The organism is Herpetosiphonaceae bacterium, assembly GCA_036374795.1.
Lineage (GTDB): Bacteria > Chloroflexota > Chloroflexia > Chloroflexales > Kallotenuaceae > LB3-1.
Genome location: DASUTC010000101.1, coordinates 1 through 19,975 on the forward strand (window position 1 = coordinate 1; position 19,975 = coordinate 19,975).

Annotated in this window: 14 protein-coding genes; 10 read left to right on the top strand and 4 right to left on the bottom strand. The window is 65.6% G+C overall.

The features are described from left to right. The 3 genes from VFZ66_07085 to VFZ66_07095 all read left to right on the top strand — a co-directional run. A partial coding sequence (locus VFZ66_07085) for a thioesterase domain-containing protein (protein HEX6288936.1) occupies positions 1 to 1,270 on the top strand: 1,270 nt, incomplete at its 5' end. Positions 1,271 to 1,491: 221 nt separating this feature from the next. Further along, a complete protein-coding gene (locus VFZ66_07090; GenBank protein ID HEX6288937.1) occupies positions 1,492 to 3,135 on the top strand; it encodes a DUF4157 domain-containing protein in 1,644 nt (547 codons plus the stop codon). 219 nt (positions 3,136 to 3,354) lie between these two features. Next, positions 3,355 to 4,308, top strand: a complete 954-nt coding sequence (locus tag VFZ66_07095; GenBank protein HEX6288938.1) for a threonine/serine dehydratase — start codon at positions 3,355 to 3,357, stop codon at positions 4,306 to 4,308. A 558-nt stretch (positions 4,309 to 4,866) separates the two neighbouring features. Here VFZ66_07095 and VFZ66_07100 read toward each other — a convergent pair. After that, on the bottom strand, positions 4,867 to 5,178 hold the full coding sequence (locus VFZ66_07100; protein HEX6288939.1) for a hypothetical protein: 312 nt from the start codon (positions 5,176 to 5,178) through the stop codon (positions 4,867 to 4,869). Between the two features lie 77 nt (positions 5,179 to 5,255). Then, positions 5,256 to 7,775, bottom strand: coding sequence for a tetratricopeptide repeat protein (locus VFZ66_07105; protein HEX6288940.1), 2,520 nt, complete (start codon positions 7,773 to 7,775; stop codon positions 5,256 to 5,258). A gap of 397 nt (positions 7,776 to 8,172) precedes the next feature. Between VFZ66_07105 and VFZ66_07110 the strand changes: the two genes are divergently transcribed. From VFZ66_07110 to VFZ66_07130, 5 genes are all read left to right on the top strand, one after another. Next, complete coding sequence (locus VFZ66_07110; GenBank protein HEX6288941.1) at positions 8,173 to 9,501, top strand: sugar ABC transporter substrate-binding protein; 1,329 nt, start codon at positions 8,173 to 8,175, stop codon at positions 9,499 to 9,501. 90 nt (positions 9,502 to 9,591) lie between these two features. After that, the gene (locus VFZ66_07115) at positions 9,592 to 10,731 is read left to right on the top strand and encodes a sugar ABC transporter permease (GenBank protein ID HEX6288942.1); all 1,140 of its coding nucleotides are present in this window, start codon (positions 9,592 to 9,594) and stop codon (positions 10,729 to 10,731) included. A gap of 9 nt (positions 10,732 to 10,740) precedes the next feature. Further along, complete coding sequence (locus VFZ66_07120) at positions 10,741 to 11,652, top strand: carbohydrate ABC transporter permease (protein ID HEX6288943.1); 912 nt, start codon at positions 10,741 to 10,743, stop codon at positions 11,650 to 11,652. 21 nt (positions 11,653 to 11,673) lie between these two features. Beyond that, positions 11,674 to 13,305 (top strand): glycoside hydrolase family 3 protein, encoded by a 1,632-nt coding sequence (locus VFZ66_07125; GenBank protein ID HEX6288944.1) that lies wholly within the window; start codon positions 11,674 to 11,676, stop codon positions 13,303 to 13,305. A gap of 132 nt (positions 13,306 to 13,437) precedes the next feature. Next, entirely contained in the window at positions 13,438 to 14,916 is a 1,479-nt protein-coding gene (locus tag VFZ66_07130) for a glycosyl hydrolase family 18 protein (protein ID HEX6288945.1), read from the top strand. 163 nt (positions 14,917 to 15,079) lie between these two features. On the opposite strand, the gene VFZ66_07135 is transcribed toward VFZ66_07130, so the two are convergent. After that, positions 15,080 to 15,202, bottom strand: a complete 123-nt coding sequence (locus VFZ66_07135) for a hypothetical protein (GenBank protein ID HEX6288946.1) — start codon at positions 15,200 to 15,202, stop codon at positions 15,080 to 15,082. 156 nt (positions 15,203 to 15,358) lie between these two features. On the opposite strand from VFZ66_07135, the gene VFZ66_07140 reads away from it, so the two are divergent. Further along, positions 15,359 to 16,717 (top strand): sulfatase, encoded by a 1,359-nt coding sequence (locus tag VFZ66_07140; protein HEX6288947.1) that lies wholly within the window; start codon positions 15,359 to 15,361, stop codon positions 16,715 to 16,717. Between the two features lie 159 nt (positions 16,718 to 16,876). Here VFZ66_07140 and VFZ66_07145 read toward each other — a convergent pair whose 3' ends face one another. Further along, positions 16,877 to 18,034, bottom strand: coding sequence for a hypothetical protein (locus VFZ66_07145; protein HEX6288948.1), 1,158 nt, complete (start codon positions 18,032 to 18,034; stop codon positions 16,877 to 16,879). 353 nt (positions 18,035 to 18,387) lie between these two features. On the opposite strand from VFZ66_07145, the gene VFZ66_07150 reads away from it, so the two are divergent. Further along, positions 18,388 to 19,839: a DUF4832 domain-containing protein gene (locus VFZ66_07150; GenBank protein HEX6288949.1), complete on the top strand. Its 1,452-nt coding sequence runs from the start codon at positions 18,388 to 18,390 to the stop codon at positions 19,837 to 19,839. The last annotated feature ends 136 nt before the right edge of the window (positions 19,840 to 19,975 follow it).

Sequence of the window (19,975 nt, forward strand, 5' to 3'; positions counted from 1 at the left end):
GCTGCGCGCGGATGCGCCAGGCGATCCCCGCATCGTGGCGTACGTCGTCGAACACAGACCCGCCGCCCAAGAACACGGTTCTCGGCAGGACCTCCGGACCTTCCTCCAGGAGCGCCTGCCCGCCTACATGGTGCCGAGCGCCTTGGTCTTCCTCGACGCGCTGCCGCTCACTGCCAGCGGCAAGCTCGATCGCCGCGCGCTGCCCGCGCCCGATCAGCCGTCGACAGCGGCGCGGGCAGTAGTAGCGCCCCGCGATGCGTGGGAGCGCGCCCTGGCCGAGATCTGGGCCGATCTGCTGCACCAGCCCGTGGTGAGCGTGACCGACGATTTCTTCGCGCTGGGCGGGCACTCACTGCTGGCGGTGCGGCTGCTCTCACAGATGCAGCAGCGCTTCGGGCGGGCGCTGCCGCTCGCCACGCTGCTGCAAGCGCCGACGATCGCGCAGCTTGCGCATCACCTGCGCGCGGCTGGGCCGGAGACGCCGTGGTCGCCGCTGGTGCCGCTCCAGCCGCAGGGTCGCCGCCGTCCCTTCTTCTGCATCCATCCGATCGGCGGCACCGTGCTGTGCTACGCCGATCTCGCGCGCTCGCTCGGCCCTGAGCAGCCGCTCTACGCGCTTCAGGCGCGCGGCGTCGAGCCGGGGCAGGTGCCGCACGCATCGATCGCGGCGATGGCGGCGGAATATCTGACGGCGATACGCAGCGTACAGCCGAAGGGTCCCTACCGCCTGGGCGGCTGGTCGTTTGGCGGCGTGGTCGCCTTTGAGGTAGCTCAGCAGTTGCGGCGGCAGGGCCAGGAGGTCGCGCTGGTGGCGCTGGTCGACAGCGGCCCGCCCGCGCCGGACTCCGCTCCGCTCGACGCCACCGCGCGCCGGATCGCCTTTGCGCGCGATCTGAGCGGTCTGCTTGGCGTGAATCTGGCGATCACGCCTGCCGATCTTGATGCGCTCAGCTCTATTCTGGACCGGGCGCGGCAGCACGGCGCGCTCCCGCCCGACCTCGATCGTGACCAGATCGAGCGGCTTGCGGCGGTCTTCGACGCCCATCTCTCGGCGTTGCAGCACTACGCGCCCGCGCCGATGAGCGCGCCTGTGGCGCTGCTGGAGGCCAGCCGACCGGAATCGGTGGCGGAGAGCTGGCGCTTCTGGGCGGCAGATCTCGATGCCCAGGTGGTGCCGGGTACGCACTACACGCTGCTGCGTCCGCCCCACGTCGAGGCGGTCGCTCGGTGGCTGCGCGGCCAGCTTGATGCGGTCGAGGCCGACACCTAGCGCCGGGAGGGTCGAGTGCAGGCCCTCACCCCGGCGCTACCGCGCCACATTGCATAGGAGCGGGGGAGCCATGGGTTCTCGGTTCCTGGTTCTTGGTTCTCGGTTCTTCCGTTCGCGCTGTGGTCTGTGATATAGTAGCGACTATCAGGCCGTCTCGCGTGGCGGCAGCGACCGGATCGTGGCGGCGCTGGGTAGGAGCGCTTTGAGCCAAGGAAGAAGCGATGGGCACATCGACACGGCATCAGCCAATCAAACGATCGTCTGCTGATCAAACACCGGCCCGGCTCGCGTCCGCTGGAGCGCACCGGGCAGATGCCAGCCGATCCTTGCAGCCTGCGGAGCAGCGCATATCGTCCGCGCACGAGAGCAGTGCCGCCGGTCGCCTGGCCTACGATTTCAGCCGCGTCCCGATCTACGCTCACGCGCCGGTCGGCCTTCAGGCTAAGCTCGCGGTCAATCAGCCGGGCGACGCCTGCGAGCAGGAGGCCGATCGGATCGCCGATCAGGTTGCAGCCGCGTCTGAGCATGCGCCCGCCAGCAGAGAAGCTTCGGCGCAGGCCAAACCGATCGCAGGTGGCGTCACGAGCGCAGCGCCGCCGCTCGCCGCCGCGCTGCGCTCGTCGGGGCAGCCGCTCGATGCCGCCACCCGTACGGACATGGAGGCGCGCTTCGGCCACGATTTCAGCCGCGTGCGAGTGCATACCGGCAGGCAGGCGGCAGCCGCAGCACAGGTCTTGCAGGCACGGGCCTTTACCAGCGGCTCGGATATGTTCTTCAGGCCCGGCGAGTTCATGCCCCAGACCGGCGAGGGCAGGCGGCTGCTGGCCCATGAGCTGACCCACACGCTGCAACAGGGCAGGTCGGCACCGACGATCCAGCGCGCCCCGGACGATAAGGCAGCCGCAGCCGATCCGCTCTGCGCGACCTTCGACTTCGACGTAACCAGAGTGCTGGTACATTCCCAGACGGTCGCCTATCAAGCGACCAAAAAGATCGATCAGCGGCTGCCACTGATTCGCTCGCTCAAGCTGATTCGGCGCTGCGCTACGCCTGAGCAGCAGGCCGAGGTCAAGAGCGACATGGAGATGGTGCTGGGTGCGACAGACACAGGCGCGGTGTGGGCCGAGGCTGGCACCGCGTTCGGCGGCTACACCGGGATGTACCCCGAATACGCGGGCGACATCAAGGGACAGCTTACACAGCTTGGCACCAGCGAGACGCTCCCGTTCGGCAAGTTCGAGCTCAGCGGGTCGGGGGCGAAGCACCGCAGCCGCGCCAAGAAGACAGCGGCGGGAGAGCTCGGCGATCTGGCCCGCACCGACATCGTCTACTTCCGAGGGCATCAGTTCGCCCAGTATCGCGCGCCCGGCGTCTTCTCCGACGGCTCCGAGACGTTCGGCTTCGATCTGCGCTACATCGAGAAGGCGGGCGGCTTCCCGAACGTCAAGCTGATGATCAGCACAAGCTGCGCGACGCTCTGCAAGGAGGCGTTCGAGGTCTTCCACGGCCTGTTCCCCAACGCCGTGATCCTGGGCTATCGCAAGTCCGCGCCGCTGGAAGGTGGCAAGGTTCGCGATACGTTCCGCTCCAAGGTCAAGGCGCTGAGCCGCCCGCTGCTGCTCGAAGAGTCGGTCGACATCACGGCGATCATCGGCGCGTGGAAGTCGACGATCGAAAGTCGGCACGCCGGAGATACCGCGCAGCTGCCGGGCTACTACCAGAACGGCACGATCCACTACTGGGACGGCGCGGCCTGGAAGACGATCGGGCCGCTGGAAGCGGACAATGTGTGCAAGCGCAAGGGCGATTTCAGAGATCAGTATCCCGCGCCCGCGCCCAGCGGATCATCGGGCTCCACGTCGTAGTGGAGCACGGAGCACCGCGCGGCCTTGTTCTGCGCCACCCACGCGCAGCCCCAGCCTCGTACGGCGGCGCTATTGTCCGCCGTCGCGCTATCGCGTACAATGGAGACGCCACACGGTCAACGACGACCCGTTTGCGTCGGTTTCCCTGTGAGCGATTCCAGCCCATTACGTTCAGCACGTCGGATACCCACCACTTTCAGGGAAAAGGACAGCCCCCCTATGGTTACGCTTGCAGATGTCAAAGCCGCGCATCCCACGATCGCGCCCTACATTCGCCGCACCGACACCGTCAAGAGCCAGTTTCTCAGCCAGCGCCTTGGCACGAATGTGTATCTTAAGCTCGAGCTCTTTCAAAAAACCGGCTCCTTCAAATCGCGGGGCGCGTTTAGCAAGATGCTCTGTCTCAGCTCCGAGGAGCGCGCGCGCGGCGTGGTCGCCGTCAGCGGCGGGAATTTTGCCCAAGGCGTGGCCTACGCAGGCAACAGGCTGGACGTCCACACGACGATTTTTATGCCGATCCACACGCCGCGCAACTATGTCGAGGCGACCCGCTGCTACGGCGCGCAGGTGGAGCTGACCCCGGATATTCAGGCAGCCTTCGATGCGGCTGAGTATTACCAGGAGCGCGGCCTGTCCTTCCTGCATCCGTACGACGATCCCGACGTTATGGCCGGGAACGGCACGATCGGGCTGGAGCTGCTGGAAGATGTGCCGCACGTCACCGATGTGATCGTCAGCGTCGGCGGCGGCGGCCTGATGGGCGGCACGACGGTCGCCGTCAAGGGCCTTAAGCCCCAGACGCGCGTCTGGAGCGTGGAAACCGAGGGCGCGGATGCGCTGGCGCAGGCGCTGCAAGCCGGTCGCGTCGTTCAGATCCAGCCGACCTCGCTTGCCAAGACGTTGGGCGCTCCCGCAGTTGCCGCCGATGCGCTCAGCATTGCCCAGCAGCACATCGAGCAGCATGTGCTGGTTTCCGATCGGGAGGCTTACGAGGCGCAGCGCTTCCTGCTGGAGCGGGCTAAGGTCTTGACCGAGCTGGCATCTTCCTGCACGCTGGCGGCGGCGGAGCGGCTCGCGCCGGGCTTTTCGAGCGAGGATCATGTCGTGCTGGTGCTGTGCGGCGGCAATGTCTCGCTCGACGATCTGCTTTTGTATAAGAGCCGGTTCGAGTAGCGCCTCGGTGCCCGGCGGGGCTGGATGGTGGCATGATCTCGGCGGAGTGTCGCGATGGCTGCCGCAGGGGTGTAGGCGATACGCCCCCGTAGCATCGACAAAGGCCAGCCCGGCGATCTGTGTCCGCCCTGCGCCAGGCGGCAGCTAACGAGTCTGGCCCGCTGGCAGGGACACGGCGGCCAGATCTTTCCCGACGCGCTGCTGCCGCTGCGTCTCTTCAAATGCCGCCAGTGGTTCTGCCTGGTGGTGCCTGGCCTCCACGATGCCGCGCCGACGATGCTGCGGGAATCGTAGCTAGGAAATGGGTTGCAGCAGGCTCGCTACGAGGGTTCCATAATAGTGGATCATCCGATTGGCGCGGCCAGTAATCCGCTTTGTACTGATTACAGCGGACGCAGCAGTACAGTAAGTGCTCCAGGCTATCACTACCGCCTTTTGTTTGCGGCTGATAATGATCGACTGTCAGCTCGCCGCCAGTGTCCGTTTCGGTAACACCGCAGTACTCGCACGTAAAGCGAGCCCGTTCACGAACGATGTTACGAAGCTTGTTTGAGATCGTCATGCGGCGCGGGATGTTGAGCGCCGGGCCAGACGTCGCTGGAGTTCGGCAATCTCCTGTCGTACGGCATCATTCTCGTCGGATTGCTCCTGAATACGCTGCGTCACACGCTGGAGCTGCTCAAGCGCGGCGTTAACCGGGTGCTGCAAATCCTGGGCTTCGTCGGCGCTTTCATGGAGGCCGAGTGCTGCGTACTCTGCCTGATCTGCCTGGGCGTACCATTGCTCTAGCTCGATCTGCTCGTCTCCGGTGAGCAGCTCGCCGCGTGTTGCTTTGTCGTGGAGCTGCTGCGCTCGTTGATTCTGGCTCATGCCTGCCCCGATCCTAAGCTCTGCCGTCCTTCCAAGATTTTAGCTTATGCGATAAGCGTGTCACCTCGATGATACCCTCACACCAGCCGCCGATCCAGCGCCAGCCGCGCCGCTGCGGTCCGCGACGAGACGCCGAGCTTGCTGTAGATCGAGCGTAGATGCGAGTTGATCGTGCGTGGGCTGACGCACAGCCGCGCCGCGACCTCGGCGTCGGTCAGGCCCGACGCCACCAGTTGCAGCACCTCACGCTCGCGGACGGTCAGTTCCGTCAGGTCGGCGGCGGCGCTTGCGAGGGCCGTGCCCTGGGACGCGGGCCGAGCCGTGACAGCGGGTGGTGGCTCAAGCGCGCGATCACCCGCCGCGACCGCCTGCTCCGGCGTGAGCGCCCGGCCCTCCGCCCAGGCCGCTTGAAACGCGGCAGCGCCGAGCCGCTGCCGTGCCGCCGCCAGCATATCATCGCAGTGCGCGCGCTCGGCGGGCGATGGATGCGCCCCCAGATCGTCGCGCAGCGACGCCGCAGCGCCAAGCAGCCGGACGGCCCACGCGGCAGCGCCCTGCGCCCAGACGATCGCCGCCATCATCTCCAGGCACTCCGCGATCTCCTGCTTGACTCCCGCGTCGCGGTAGAGCATAAAGCTCTCGCGGGAGCACGCCGCCGCCTGCTCGACGTTGCCCTGGAAGAGCGCGGCCTGCCCCAGGTGCTTGAGCGACGTCGCCATGCTGCCTTTGTCGCCCAGCTCGCGGAAGTGGGCCAGACTCTCCTCGAAGAGCACCGTGGCGCGGGCGTAGTCGCCCTGCTCAAGCACGACGTTGCCCAGGTAGATCAGGGCCCAGGTAATGCCCCACTGGTAGCCGACCGCCTTGAAGCTGGCGAGGCTTTCTTCCAGCAGCGTGGTCGCGCGGGCGTAGCTCCGCTGCTCCGATGCCAGAATCCCCAGCCGCGTCAGCGTCCAGGCGATCTCCTCGGTATCGCCGAGCTGGCGAAACAGCGCCAGATTCTCCTCGTAGAGCGCCACCGCGCGCTCGGTATCGCCGCGCAGATGGGCCAGGCGTCCTACGCCGCTCAGCGCCAGCCCGATCCCGCGCAGATCTCGCAGCTCGCGGGAGAGCGCCAGGCTTTCGGCAAACAGCCGCTCGGCCTGCTCAAGATCGCCATGGGCGTTCGCCATCCAGCCCGCGCCGCAGAGCGCCTTAGCCCGCGCCACACAGCGCAGATCGCCGCCCAGTGCCAGCGCCGCGTCGAGCCATTGGCGGCCCTCGTTGAGGTAGCTGCGCACATACCAGAAGCGCCAGAGCGCCGCGCAGAAGCGCACCGCCATCTCCGCCGCGCCATGCTCCAGCGCCCAGCGCAGCGCGGCGCGCAGGTTGTCGTGGTCTTGCTCCAGCCGATCGAGCCACTGCCCCTGCGTCGGTCCCAGCAGCTCCGGCTCGACCTGCTCCGCCAGCGTCAGGTAGTACGCGGCGTGCCGCCCGTGGAGCGCGGCGGCCTCGTCGCTGGCAAGCAGCCGCTCCCGCGCGTACTCGCCGATCGTTTCGAGCATCTCGAAGCGCGGCTCGCCGTCCGTGCCTGCCGCCTGCTGCACAAGGCTTTGGTCGAGCAGCGAGGCCAGGCCATCCAGAATCGGCAGCGCATCGGCTCCATCGCCCGCGCAGACCGCCTCGGCAGCCTCAAGCGTCCAGCCGCCGACGAAGACCGCCAGCCGCCGGAAGAGCGTCTGCTCGGCGGGCCGCAGCAGATCGTAGCTCCAATCGATCGTGCGGCGAAGCGTCTGCTGATGCGCCAGCAGATTGCGCGTTCCCTCCGTCAGCAGCGTCAGCCGGTTGCTCAGCCGGGCCAGGAGCGACTGAGGCGACAGCAGCTTGAGCCGCGCGGTCGCCAGCTCGATCGCCAGCGGCAGACCTTCCAGCCGGGCACAGATCTCGGCGACGACCGCCGCGTTCTCGTGGGTCAGCGCGAAGTCGGGCCTCACGGCACGCGCGCGGGTCAGAAACAGATTGACCGCCGCCACCTGTTCGAGCGCGCGCAGATCGAGCGTCGGCTGGACCGCGCTGCGATCGGGCAGCGCCAGCGGCGGCACGACGAAGCTATGCTCGCCCGTGACGCGCAGCACCGTGCGGCTGGTGACGAGCACGTTGAGCCGGGGACAGACCGCCAGCAGGTTTGTCACCAGCGGCGCGGCGTCGGCCACCTGCTCGAAGTTGTCGAGCAGCAGCAGCAGGTGTCGCTGGTGGATGCTGGCGTAGATATGCTTGAGCAGCGGCTGCCCGTCGGCAACGCGCAGCCCCAGCGCCTGCGCCAGCGCCGACACCACAAAGTGCCCGTCGCGGATCGCCGCCAGCGGCACGACGCACACGCCATCCGCGAAGTCGGCGCTCAGCTCGACGGCAAGCTGCAACGCCAGCCGGGTCTTGCCGACACCGCCGGGGCCGGTCAGCGTCAGCAGCCGCACGTCGGGCCGGTGGATCAGCGCGCGAATGGCCGTAAGCTCCTGCTCGCGCCCGATCAACGGCGTGATCTGGAGCGGCAGGCTGTCTTGGGGAAATTGCTCCGAGTTCAGGAGCTGTCCGAGCAACGGGTCGGGCATGGATTGCTGCATAGCCTACCTCCGCGAACTCCAGTCCCTCACTGTGTGCGCGATCAGTTCGAGAGGCTCGATAGGCTCCTATTGTAGCAGCGATCGGCGGATTGTCGATACGCGATTACCTAGGTAGTGCCGTATCAAAGAACATATTTGTGCAACGCCGATGCGATAGTGCAGCAGCTTTCGATCTCGGAGCTTCGAGCTTCGCGGCCTTCGCACTCGGCCCCGCGCGCCGAAATTAAGCAATTTTGCCGTTGTGCGCGCGGCATATCTGCTGTAAATTTTTACCAAATTGATACTATATTGCCCAGAGGACACCTCGTGCATCCGCCCCTGCGACCGATCGGTCTGCACATCGCTGGATCGTCATAGGCTTGTGGATCAATAGACCTAGCTCAGGAGAAGCACCGTCATGCGTACCAGATTGGGATCATGCCTGATCATCGCAGCCCTACTCATGCTCGCCGCGTGTGGCTCGCCCGCAGCGCCGACAGCCAGCGATTCGTCGCCCGCCCCCAGCGCCGCAGCCTCGGCGTCGCCCGCCGCCGGCACGGGCCAGTCGGCCAGCGGCCAGAGCACCACCCTGCGCATCGCGCTCGTCGACTACAAAGACGAGCACAAAACCTGGCTCGAAAAAGAGGTTATCCCCGCGTTCCAGAAAACGCATCCTAACGTCGCCGTCGAGCCGATCTATCTCAACTGGGGCACGCTCAACGAAACCTACGCGGGCTACTTCGCCGCCGGTGAAGGCCCCGACATTCTCAACATGGGCTCCGAGTTCGGCCCCGAATACGGCGATCGGCTGCTGCCGCTGAACGCGTATCTCAAGCAGTGGCCCGACCTTGAGCAGTATCTGGCCGCGCCGCTTGAGGCGACTACCTGGAAGGGCGAGCTGCGCGGCCTGCCCTGGCTGGTGATGCCGCGCACCTACATGTGCCGCACCGATCTGCTCAAAGAGGGCAGCGTCGACCAGGTGCCGCAGACCTTCGATCAGGCGGTCGCGCAGGCCAAGGCGACGACGGTGATCAAAGACAATAAGCTGTCGCGCGCGGGCGTCTGGACGATCGGCACCGACCTGCAAGACTGGCAGGAGTATCTCCAGTTCATCTGGGCCGCGGGCGGCGAGCTGTACACCGCCGATGGCAAGCCGACCTTCGACTCGGAGCAGGCCAGGACCGCGCTTAAGTTTATGTACGATCGCCGCCGCGCGGTGCTGCCCAACGAGACGACCGCCGCGCTGGGCGAGGCGCAGGGCTCGCGGCTGGCAACCGGCGAGGTCGCCTGTCTATGGGCCAACGCCTGGGGCGCTCCCGCGCTCGACGATGCCGTCTGGCAGAAGATCGCGATGGGGCCATCGCCGCATCCTGAGGGCGGCAAGCCGGTGGTCCAGGTCTTTACCGACTGGCTCGGCGTTCCGCAGTACACCAAGCAGCCCGATCTGGCCGTCGAGTTTTTGAAGCTGCTCGGCAGCAAAGAGAACCAGGCCAAGTACAACGAGATCTTCGGCTCGTTCTCGCCGCGCAAAGACGCCACGATCGAAAACCCGATCATGAAGCAGCAGGCCGATCTGATGGCGCAGTACGGTCGCGCCTTCGCCGATGTGCGCGTCGCGCCCAAGCTGTCGGAGATTTTGCAGGCCGAGCTGCCGCTCTACTTCCAGGATAATCAGGATCTCGAAACGACCCTGAAGAATATTCAGGAGAAATATACCCAGGCGCTCAAGGACGCCGGGCGGCTGTAGGATAAAGAACCAAGTTCAAGGTTCCAAGTTCCAAGTTCCGCCAACTCGAAACTTGAAACTTGGAACTTGAAACTCGAAACGAGGAAGGTCATGCTCGCGCCGATGCTGTTTACGCTCAAATGGGTAGTGGGAACGATCATCCTGATCCTTGCCTCGAGCTTCGCGCTGGGCCACGTCGCCCGGCTTGCGGCGCGGCTCGTCGGCAAGTCCCGCACCTTTCAGCAGCGCGCCTTTGCCGGGTATGCCTTCGCCGCTCCCTGGATCGTCGGCTTTGTCTTGTTCGTCGTCGGCCCGGCGGCGCTGTCGCTCTACTGGAGCTTTACGCGCTACAGCCTGCCCAACGCGCCGACCTGGATCGGCCTGGAGAACTACCGCCGCCTGCTCGCCGACAGCGCCTTCCATGTGTCGCTGCTGAACTCGCTGTACATGACGATCTTCGGCCTGCCCGTGCAGCTTGCGGTCGGGCTGGGCCTGGCGCTGCTGCTCAACCAGAAGCTGCGCGCGGTGCGGCTCTTTCGGATGATGTTCTATCTGCCGGTGATCCTGGCGGGCAATGCGGCGATGCTGCTGACCTGGCGCTTGATGCTGAATCCCAACAACGGCGTGATCAATACGATCCTGGGCTTTCTGAGCAACGCCCTGCCGCCGTTCCAGTGGCTACTGCGGCTGACGATCTATGTCACCGAGCTGAGCAACGCCGCCTTCATGGGCTTGCAGCGCGGCAACTTCGCCGCGCTCTCGAACGCGCTCGGCGCGGGCTTTCCCGGCCCCGACCGGCTGCCGCTGTGGCATCAAAGCCCGCTCTGGTCGAAGCCCGCGCTGATCGTGATCCTGGCCTGGAGCGCCGGGATGATGATGGTGATCTATCTGGCGGCGCTCAACGGCGTGCCGCGCACGCTCTACGAGGCTGCCGAGGTCGACGGCGCGACCGCATGGCAGCGCTTCCGGCACATTACGCTGCCGCTGATCACGCCGGCGACCTTCTACAATCTGGTGGTGGGGATGATCGCCACGTTGCAGATCTTTGAACAGTCCTACATCCTCACCCGCGACGGCGGCCCGGCCCAGTCGACCTATTTCGTGGCCTACTACCTGTGGCGGGCGACGTTCCGCTTCAACGAGATCGGCTATGGCGCGGCGATGTCCTGGGTGCTGCTGGTGATCATCCTGGTCTGTACCGCGATTCAGTTCCAGATCGCCAACCGTTGGGTCTATTACGAGGCGCAGTAGGAGATGCCGATGCAGGCCGTCAAGCACCGCTCGCAGCCGGAGGCTGCCAGCCGGATGATCGAAGCGCAGCCCGTGAGACGCGGGAGGCCCCGCCGTGTGCTGGCGGCGCTGGCGCTCTACGGCGTGGCGCTGGGCGGTAGTCTCGCGCTGCTGTTCCCGCTCTTCTGGATGATCTCGACATCGCTTAAGAGCAGCGCCGAGGCGAACGCGCCCCGCATCGTCTGGTGGCCCGCGCAGCCGCAGCTAGCGGCCTACGCGCAGATCTTCAACGATCCGCAGTGGCTGCGCTACCTGGCGAACTCGGTCTTTGTCACCGCGCTGGGCGTGCTGGGCACGCTGATCTCGGTCGCCGCCGTGGCCTACGCCGTCAGCCGGATCGAGTGGCCGGGCCGCAGCGTGGTCTTTATGCTGCTGCTCTCGACGCTGATGCTGCCGCCGCAGACGACGCTGGTGCCGCAGTATGTGCTTTTTAACCGGCTCGGCTGGATCAATACCTTCAATCCGATCATTATTCCGGGCTTCTTCGCGGGCGGCGCGACCTTTATCTTTCTGCTGCGGCAGTTCATGCTCACGCTGCCCCGCGAGCTGGACGAGGCCGCGATGATCGACGGCGCGAATCATCTCACGATCTGGTGGCGGATCATCCTGCCGCTGTGCAAGCCCGCGCTGGCGAGCATCACGATCTTTTTGTTCGTGGCGCAGTGGAACGCCTTTCAGGTGCCGCTGATCTATCTTCAGCGCACGTCGCTGTACACGCTGCCGATCGCGATCAATAATCTGTACAATCCGCAGCAGGTTTCGCAGCCCTGGCCGCTGATCATGGCCGCCTCGGTGCTGACAACGCTTCCGCTGCTGCTCGGCTTTGTCTTCGCGCAGCGCTATGTGTTCGAGAGCGTGGCCCTGACGGGGCTGAAGGGCTAATCCATGACCGTTGGAGCATCTATGCAGCTTACCCTGGAGCAGGCCATCGGCCAGAAGTTGATGTTAAGCTTTGTCGGCACCGATCCGTCGCCGGAGCTGAGCGCGCTGCTGCAACGCCAGCCGATCGGCGGGATCTCGCTCTTTCGCGCGCACAATGTCGCCGATCCCGCGCAGGTGCGGCGATTGACCACCGCGCTACAGCGCATGGCCGCCGAGTGCGGGCATCCGCCGCTGCTGGTCGCTGCCGACCAGGAGGGCGGCCAGTTGATGGCGATCGACGGCGGGACCACGCAGTTTCCCGGTAATCTGGCGCTCGGCGCGACCGGCTCCGCCGAGCTGGCGTTTCAGACGGGCTACGCGCTGGGCCGCGAGCTGGCGGCGATGGGCATCAATGTGAACTACGCTCCGGCCTGCGATGTCAACATCAATCCGCAGAATCCGGTGATCGGCACGCGCTCGTTTGGCGAAGATCCGGCGCTGGTGGCCCGGCTCGGCGCGGCGATGGTCCAGGGCATGCAGGCCGCAGGCGTGGCCGCGACCGCCAAGCATTTTCCGGGGCACGGCGATACCGCCAGCGACTCGCACTATGGCGTCGCGGTCGTCCACCACGATCGCAGCCGTCTGCGGCAGGTGGAGATCCCGCCGTTTGTCGCCGCGATCCAGGCGGGCGTGCGACTGATCATGAGCGCGCATATCGCGTTTCCGGCCTACGACGGCGGCACCACGCTGCCCGCCACGCTCTCGCCGACGCTGCTGCGCGGCCTGCTGCGCGATGAGCTGGGCTTTGGCGGCGTGATCATCAGCGATGCGCTCGATATGGGCGCGATTGCGCAGGGACCCGATCTGGTGATCGATGCGCTGGCCTCGGCGATGGCGGGCGTCGATCTGCTGCTGCTCAACACCGAGCCGCAGATCCAGCAGTACGTCTACAGCGGGCTGATCCAGGCCGCGCGGCGCTCGCTGCTCGATCCGGCGGATACGCTGCTCTCGGCGGAGCGCGTGCTGGCGCTCAAAGAGTGGCTGGCGCAGCAGCCGCAGCCGCCGCTGGAGGTGATCGGCTCGCAGGAGCATCGGGCGCTGGCCGCGGAGATCGCCGCGCGCTCCGTCACGCTCGTCCGCGACGACGCGCATCTGCTGCCGCTGCGCGTGGCTCCCGCCGCGAAGATCGCCGTGGTCGTGCCGCGCCCCGTCGATCTCACGCCCGCCGATACGTCGTCGTACGTCACCTGTACGCTGGCGCAGGCGATGCGCGTCTATCACGCCGCGACCGACGAGTTTGTCGTCCCCGCCGATCCCGCCTCCGCCGACATCGACGGCCTCTGCCAGCGCATCGCGGGCTACGATCTGCTCGTCGTCGGCACGATCAACGCTGCGGCACAGCCGGGCCAGGCGCTACTGGTCAACGCGCTGCTCGGCTGCGGCATCCCGACGATCGCGGTCGCGCTGCGCATGCCCTACGACCTGGCGGTCTATCCTGCGGCGCAGACCTACCTCTGTACCTACAGCATCCTGCCGCCAGCGGTGGAGGCGCTGGTCAAGGCGCTGTGGGGCCGCCTCCCGCTTGCGGGACGGCTGCCGGTTTCGATCCCTGGCCTCTACCCCCTGGGCCACGGGCTGACGGTTCACGAGCGCAGCGCGTACGCGCCTGCGTGAGTTGCAAGCCACCCCCCACGCAGAACAACGGAACAACGAAACAACAGAACAACGGAACGATCGGTTAAAGCATGTGTTCTGTGTTCTCTGTTCTTTGTTCTTTGCTCTTTGTTCTTTCGTAAGGAGAATCACATGAAGCAGTTGATCATGCGGCGCTCGAACATCGTCTCGCTGCTCACGATCTTCGTGTTCGTGGCGACGTTGGTCCTGGCGGCAACCGATGCCTCGGCCCTCGCTCCAGCCTGGGACGGCAACTTCCATCCCTACTCGGTCGGCGAGATCGTGAGCTACAACGGCGTCGAGTACAAGTGTATCCAGGCGCATACGTCGCAGCCAGATTGGACGCCGCCCGCGACGCCCGCGCTGTGGCAGAGGCTCTCCGGCACATCGCCCACCGCCACGCCCACGCCCAGGCCTGGCACACCTACGCCCACGCCCAGGCCTGCCACACCCACGCCCACGCCCACCGGACCAACGCCCACGCCGCCACCGTCGACCGGGCGCAAGGTCATCGGCTACTTCGTGCAGTGGGGCGTTTACGGGCGCAACTACCACGTCAAGAATATTCACACCAGCGGCTCGGCCTCCAAGCTGACGCATATCGTGTATGCCTTCGGCAATGTGCAGAACGGCCAGTGTACGATCGGCGATAGCTACGCCGACTACGATAAGTTCTATGATGCCGCGTCGAGCGTCGACGGCGTGGCCGATACCTGGGATGCCGGCGCGCTGCGCGGCAACTTCAACCAACTGCGCAAGCTCAAGCGCATGTATCCGCATCTCAGGGTGCTCTACTCCTTCGGCGGCTGGACGTGGTCGGGCGGCTTCGGGCAGGCGGCTGCCAATCCCACGGCCTTTGCCGACTCCTGCTACCGGCTGGTGGAGGACCCGCGCTGGGCGGATGTGTTCGACGGCATCGACATCGACTGGGAGTATCCCAACGCCTGTGGCCTGACCTGCGACACCAGCGGCTTTAGCGGCTACCGCAACCTGATGGCCGCGCTGCGCTCCCGCTTCGGCTCAGGCAACCTCGTGACTTCGGCGATCACGGCGGACGGCACATCGGGCGGTAAGATCGATGCGGCGGACTACGCGGGCGCGGCCCAGTACGTCAACTGGTACATGCCCATGACCTACGACTACTTCGGCGCGTGGGATGCGGATGGCCCGACGGCGCCGCACTCGCCGCTGACCTCGTACAGCGGCATTCCGGTTCCGGGCTTCTACTCCGATGCCGCGATCCAGAAGCTCAAGAGCAAAGGCATTCCCGCCAGCAAGCTGCTGCTCGGCCTCGGCTTCTATGGTCGTGGCTGGACGGGCGTGACACAGAGCGCGCCTGGCGGCTCCGCGACGGGCGCCGCGCCGGGCACCTACGAGCAGGGCATCGAGGACTACAAAGTGCTGAAGGGCCGCTGTCCCGCGACGGGCACGGTGGCAGGTACGGCGTATGCCTATTGCAGCGGCCAGTGGTGGAGCTACGACACGCCCAGCACGATCGCCGGGAAGATGAGCTACGTCAGGAACCAGGGTCTTGGCGGTGCGTTCTTCTGGGAGCTGAGCGGCGATACCTCGAATGGCGAGCTGCTCACCGCGATCTATAACAACCGCTAAATCTCGATCTGAGGGGTGAGGAATCCAGAGGGCACGTCGCCGACGTGCCCTTTGTCGATTCTACAGCGATGTGCAATCGATTGATTCCGTTGTATTCCACATCATGATTCAACCATCATCACGGCTCGTTGTCGATTCGGGGATGATTTCGCGGATCTGCGGCCTATGGGAGAAGCAGCAGGCCGATCCCGATCACCAGCGCGCTGAGCGCTGCCAGCAGCAGGATGCCGGTGATCGTGGCCGACTGTCGTGGAAACCGGCGACGCATGAGCTTAATATGGTGCATGGACTTCCTCCTTCGAGAGCGCCGCGCCGCTGTCGGCGGCGACTGGATCGGACTCCGGCGGTTGCGGCGGGCTGTACACTACTACGAGCAGCGCGGGATCCTTGTTTCAGGTGATCACGCTGTCCTGACGTTTGGACGATCGAAGCGGAGGCCATCATGGGAGCGCGGCAGCGCCCGAATATTTTGCTGATCACGTGCCACGATCTTGGCCGTTTTCTCGGATGCTACGGCGTGCCCACGGTTCGCACGCCGCATCTCGATCGGCTTGCGGCTGAGGGCGTACGCTTGACGCGCGCCTTTTGCACCGCTCCGCAGTGTAGCCCCTCGCGCGCCTCGTTGTACACAGGCCGCTATCCGCATAGCAACGGGGTGATGGGCCTGACGCACGGCGATTTTGCCTGGGATTTGCATCCCGATGAGCGGCATCTGGCGCAATATTTGGGCAGTATCGGCTACGACACCAGGCTGATCGGCATCATCCACGAGGCGCGTAGCGCCGAGCGCTGCGGCTTCGACGAGGTGATTCCTCCGCAGCATGGCGAGCCTATCAGCGACCAGACGCTGGCGATCTTGAGGCGCTGCGCCGATCAGCCGCAGCCGTTCTATCTTCAGCTCGGCTACCACGAGCCGCATCGGGTGGCCTGTCCCGGCGAGGAGCGGCCCGACTTCATGGGCTTTACCGGCGATTATATCGCTGCCGACGACTCGCTGGGGCTGACGATCCCGCCCTATCTCGCCGATACGCCGCAGACCCGCGCGGAGATCGCCGAGCTGCAAGGCGCGGTTGCCTACATGGACGCCGCGCTTGGCCGCGTGTTAGAAGGTCTGCGGTCGTTGGGCCTCGACGAGCAGACGCTGGTGATCTTTACGACCGATCACGGCCTGGCGCTGCCCCGCGCCAAATGCACGCTCTACGATCCCGGTTTGGAAACGGCGCTCCTGATGCGCCTGCCGGGCCGTGGCTGGAGCGGCGGCACGTCGTACCCGCAGCTCGTCTCCAACGTCGACATAACGCCCACGCTGCTCGATCTGGTCGGCCTGCCGGTCGATGCGGCGCTGCAAGGCCGCAGCCTGCTGCCGCTGCTCGATGGCGGCGCGTACCAGCCGCGTCCGTGTATGTTTGCCGAGATGACCTATCACGACTACTACGATCCGCAGCGCTGTATTCGCACCGAGACGCACAAGCTGATCGTCAACTTTAGCGCCGCGCCCGCGTTTATGAATCCGTCGCAATCGTGGCAGCCGCGCTCCCGGCCAGTCACGCCGCCCGATCCGCCGGTCGCGTATCATCCGCTGGTCGAGCTCTACGATCTTGAGCGCGACCCCTTCGAGCAGCAAAATCTGGCCGAGGATCGGGCGCAGCAGGCGCTACGGGCTGATCTGCTGGCTCGTCTCTACGAGTGGATGCGGACGACCGATGATCCGCTGCTGCACGGTGCGGTGACATCGCCGACTCATCTGCGGGCCATCGCGGCGCTTCAGCATCCCGATGATCGCCCCGGTGATGCGCGCTAGCAGACGTTCACGGCTGGACGGCGCTGCTGATTTGTTTCCAGGTTCGAGTGGAGGCCCGCACTCCGCTTCGCTGCGCTCAGCACCGCTCTCCCATTGCCTAGGCGAGGGTGAAGCTGATTCTCTGTTCTTTGTTCTTCGCCCTTGGTTCCTGGTTCTCGCTCACGGCACCAGCCGCACGGTAATGCCCTCGTGGATCGGCGGCGGCGCGGACGGCGTGCGAAAGACCCAGACCAGCAGATCGCGGTAGAAGCGAAAGAGCGGCATCTGCGCCGCGACCTGATCGCGCACCTGCTCGCGGTGGGCTTTGAAGCTGATGTGGCTTTCGCGCGTCAGCACCTCGCGCTCGTGCAGAAAGTTGTGGAGCGGCTGAATCTGGATCTCGATCGTCTTGCCCGACCACTGCACGACCGATTTGAGCGCCTGCCAGCCCGATCGTTTGCGCTGCCCCGCGCCCAGGTAGTCCTTGACCTCGACAAGGCTGAGCCGCCGCGTCGTATCGCCCGGCTCGATCTGCCGGGCCAGGAGTTGCTCGTCGGACCAGATCAGCTCGCCGAGCGCCTTGTGGACGTGGTAGGCGTCGGCCATGCTGCCGACGACGATCTTGATGCCGAAGATGTCTTTGACGTAGCGGCTCAGGTGGCGCAGCTTCTTGTCGCGCCGCACCAGCGCATCCAGGTCGAAGATCTCGTCGACTACTTTATTCCAGATCTCTTCCTCGGCTTTGATCCGCGTGCTGATGCGATGGATCGCGTAGCGGTTCGGCGTGAGCGGCTGGTAGTCTACCGTATTCGCCACCAGCACGGCCCGGCTCCACCCGTCTGCGGTGCGAAACTGAAGCTTTTTGAGCTGACGATTGCCGAGGTCAAGGTCGGTCGCGGTGTAGACCTCGCTCGGCGCGATGAGCTGCGACAGCGTAAAGCGCTCGCTGGTCGTCTCGACCTCGCCGATGACCACGCTCTGCACCTGGAACGAGGTTAGCCAGGTGGCACACAGCAGTTGTGCCAGGCGGTGGACCTGCTCTTCGCCGTGCCGGATCATCGAGGCGAAGGCGGCGCGCACCGCATCCAGACCCGCGCGCGAGAAACATAGCTCGCGGTGGATCGACGGCTGCTCGACGATCGCCTGCCGCAAGCGCTGCAAGTCGGCGACGAACTGGTTGAGCAGCGGCTCGGTCGTCACCATCCACAGCGGCGAGTGAGCGCTGGGCGGCGAGCAGACCTGGGAGGCAGCATCGGCTGCGGATTGGTGCGTCGGCTCTGCGGCGCTCGGCGAGAGCGCGGCGATCGTGAGCACAGAGTGATCGATCGAATGGGCCATAGATCTCTCGGAGCAGCGCGCCCGCTGCGTATCGGTGCGTCGCGTGGCGCGGCCTGATGCTGGTAGCGAGTGGTACGACTCAGGTGCGTACCTGTTCGGGGAAGGATACCACACGCCGAGGAGCAGCGGCTTGATCGAGGCGCGTGTTCAGCGTTTCGCATCACCCGTGATTGCGCCTCGCTTTGCTGCACGGCATACCCACCCGGCACAATCGCCGCTATTCCGCACCATGCCGCCCGCTGGGACGAATGGGGGATAGACGTAGCCCCGATCAACCGGGTATGCTGCGCATCGTCATCTGACTCGGCAGCGTCCGGATGGCATTCCAGCCTCAGCAGCGAGAAAGTGATCGTATGGTTGACATAAAGCTACAGCACGTTCGTCGTGCCTGGGTCAGGCTCGGCCTGCTGCTGGCAGTGGCGTTGGTGCTGACCAGCGGCTCGTGGGCAGCGGCAGAGTACCCTCTGGGTGCGGCAACGAGCATGATCAGCGTCACACCCACGGCGATTCCGCTCTCCGATCCCGAAATTGTCAATCCGCTGCGCGGCTTTTATCGCTGGTACGGTGTGGAAGGGATTCCGCAGCCGCGCCCGTCCTACGATCACTATCTCCGCTACACCTGGCGCGAGCTGGAGCCGTCCAAAGGACAGTACGATTTCTCGCCGATCGAGCGCGAGCTGCAAGCGGCGCGGGCGGCGGGCGCAAAGCTAGCCTTCCGCGTGATGAGCATCAACAACTTTGGCGCAGCCGTCGAGGTGCCGGAGTACCTGCGGCAGGAGGCGGGCGGTAGCTACTGCTCCTATGGCGGCAAGGTCGTCTGGGTGCCGGCCTGGGATCATCCGCAGTTTCTCGAACGGGCGCGGGCGCTCATGCAGGCGCTGGGCGCGCGCTACAACGGCAATCCGTGGCTGGGCTACTACGATATGGGCATCTACGGCCATTGGGGCGAGTGGCACACCAACGGCCTCTGCACGCCGCCCGCCACCGCCGCTACCAAGCGGGCGCTCGTCGATATTCAGCTCGCCGCATTTCCCAGCAGCCGTGTCCTGATGAACTCCGGCGGGCCGGAGGTCGATGCCTTCGTCTATGCGCTGGGCGCATCGCCGCGCGTCGGCGTGCGTGTTGATAGCCTGTGCGATCCGTGGTTCGACCAGCAGTTTACGGCGTATCCGGCCAAGCTGGCGGCGATGCGCGATCGGTGGAAGACCGCGCCGGTCGTCTCCGAGTACCTCGGCGGTGGTCGTCCCAACCTGGCGGAGTGCGACCGGCAGGTCCAGACGTGGCATATCGCCGCTGTCGCGGGCGGCAACTTCGGCGCCTGGAGCAGCTACTCCGCCGACGAGCAGGCGCAACTGATCACCATCGGGAAGCGCTCCGGCTACCGCATACAGCTCAACGCGCTGAGCTACCCCGCCGTGGTGACGACCGGCCAGCGCTTTAGCATCGACAGCCAGTGGTCGAATGTCGGCGTGACGCCGCTGTACGAGCAGTATGCCGTGACCTTTCAACTGCATCAGCAGGGCACGCGCGCGCTGGTCTGGACCGGCGTCTCGCATCTGAACCTTGAGCGGCTGCTGCCGACGACGCAGCCGCAGCCTGTCAGCGATCCGCTGATGATGTCAGACGCGATACCCGCTGGTCAATATGAGCTGAATCTCGTCGTGCGCGACCCTACGTGGTATCGTCCGCCGCTGACGCTGGCAAATACCGGGCGCGATAGCGTGGGCCGCTATCCGCTCGGCACGATCACGGTCAGCCCGGGCGTTCCTCGTGAGAAGGTCTATCTTCCTGGCCTCACGCGCTAGGAGAACGAAGAACCAAACAAAGAACCGGGTGCCAGACCGGGCGCCCGTTGGGCATGGCACCCGGCGCTCAGCGGGGGTGGCGCGCGAGCGGCGGGGGTGAGGGCCTGAAACTCCGAACCTGGAGTCCCACAAATGA

Excerpts from the sequence above, each read along its gene's own strand:
- VFZ66_07130 (HEX6288945.1), top strand. The coding sequence starts at position 13,438 with ATGAAGCAGTTGATCATGCGGCGCTCGAACATCGTCTCGCTGCTCACG.
- VFZ66_07135 (HEX6288946.1), bottom strand. The coding sequence starts at position 15,202 with ATGCACCATATTAAGCTCATGCGTCGCCGGTTTCCACGACAGTCGGCC.
- VFZ66_07120 (HEX6288943.1), top strand. The coding sequence starts at position 10,741 with ATGCAGGCCGTCAAGCACCGCTCGCAGCCGGAGGCTGCCAGCCGGATG.
- VFZ66_07100 (HEX6288939.1), bottom strand. The coding sequence starts at position 5,178 with ATGAGCCAGAATCAACGAGCGCAGCAGCTCCACGACAAAGCAACACGC.
- VFZ66_07145 (HEX6288948.1), bottom strand. The coding sequence starts at position 18,034 with ATGGCCCATTCGATCGATCACTCTGTGCTCACGATCGCCGCGCTCTCG.
- VFZ66_07115 (HEX6288942.1), top strand. The coding sequence starts at position 9,592 with ATGCTCGCGCCGATGCTGTTTACGCTCAAATGGGTAGTGGGAACGATC.
- VFZ66_07125 (HEX6288944.1), top strand. The coding sequence starts at position 11,674 with ATGCAGCTTACCCTGGAGCAGGCCATCGGCCAGAAGTTGATGTTAAGC.
- VFZ66_07095 (HEX6288938.1), top strand. The coding sequence starts at position 3,355 with ATGGTTACGCTTGCAGATGTCAAAGCCGCGCATCCCACGATCGCGCCC.
- VFZ66_07090 (HEX6288937.1), top strand. The coding sequence starts at position 1,492 with ATGGGCACATCGACACGGCATCAGCCAATCAAACGATCGTCTGCTGAT.
- VFZ66_07110 (HEX6288941.1), top strand. The coding sequence starts at position 8,173 with ATGCGTACCAGATTGGGATCATGCCTGATCATCGCAGCCCTACTCATG.
- VFZ66_07150 (HEX6288949.1), top strand. The coding sequence starts at position 18,388 with ATGGTTGACATAAAGCTACAGCACGTTCGTCGTGCCTGGGTCAGGCTC.
- VFZ66_07140 (HEX6288947.1), top strand. The coding sequence starts at position 15,359 with ATGGGAGCGCGGCAGCGCCCGAATATTTTGCTGATCACGTGCCACGAT.
- VFZ66_07105 (HEX6288940.1), bottom strand. The coding sequence starts at position 7,775 with ATGCAGCAATCCATGCCCGACCCGTTGCTCGGACAGCTCCTGAACTCG.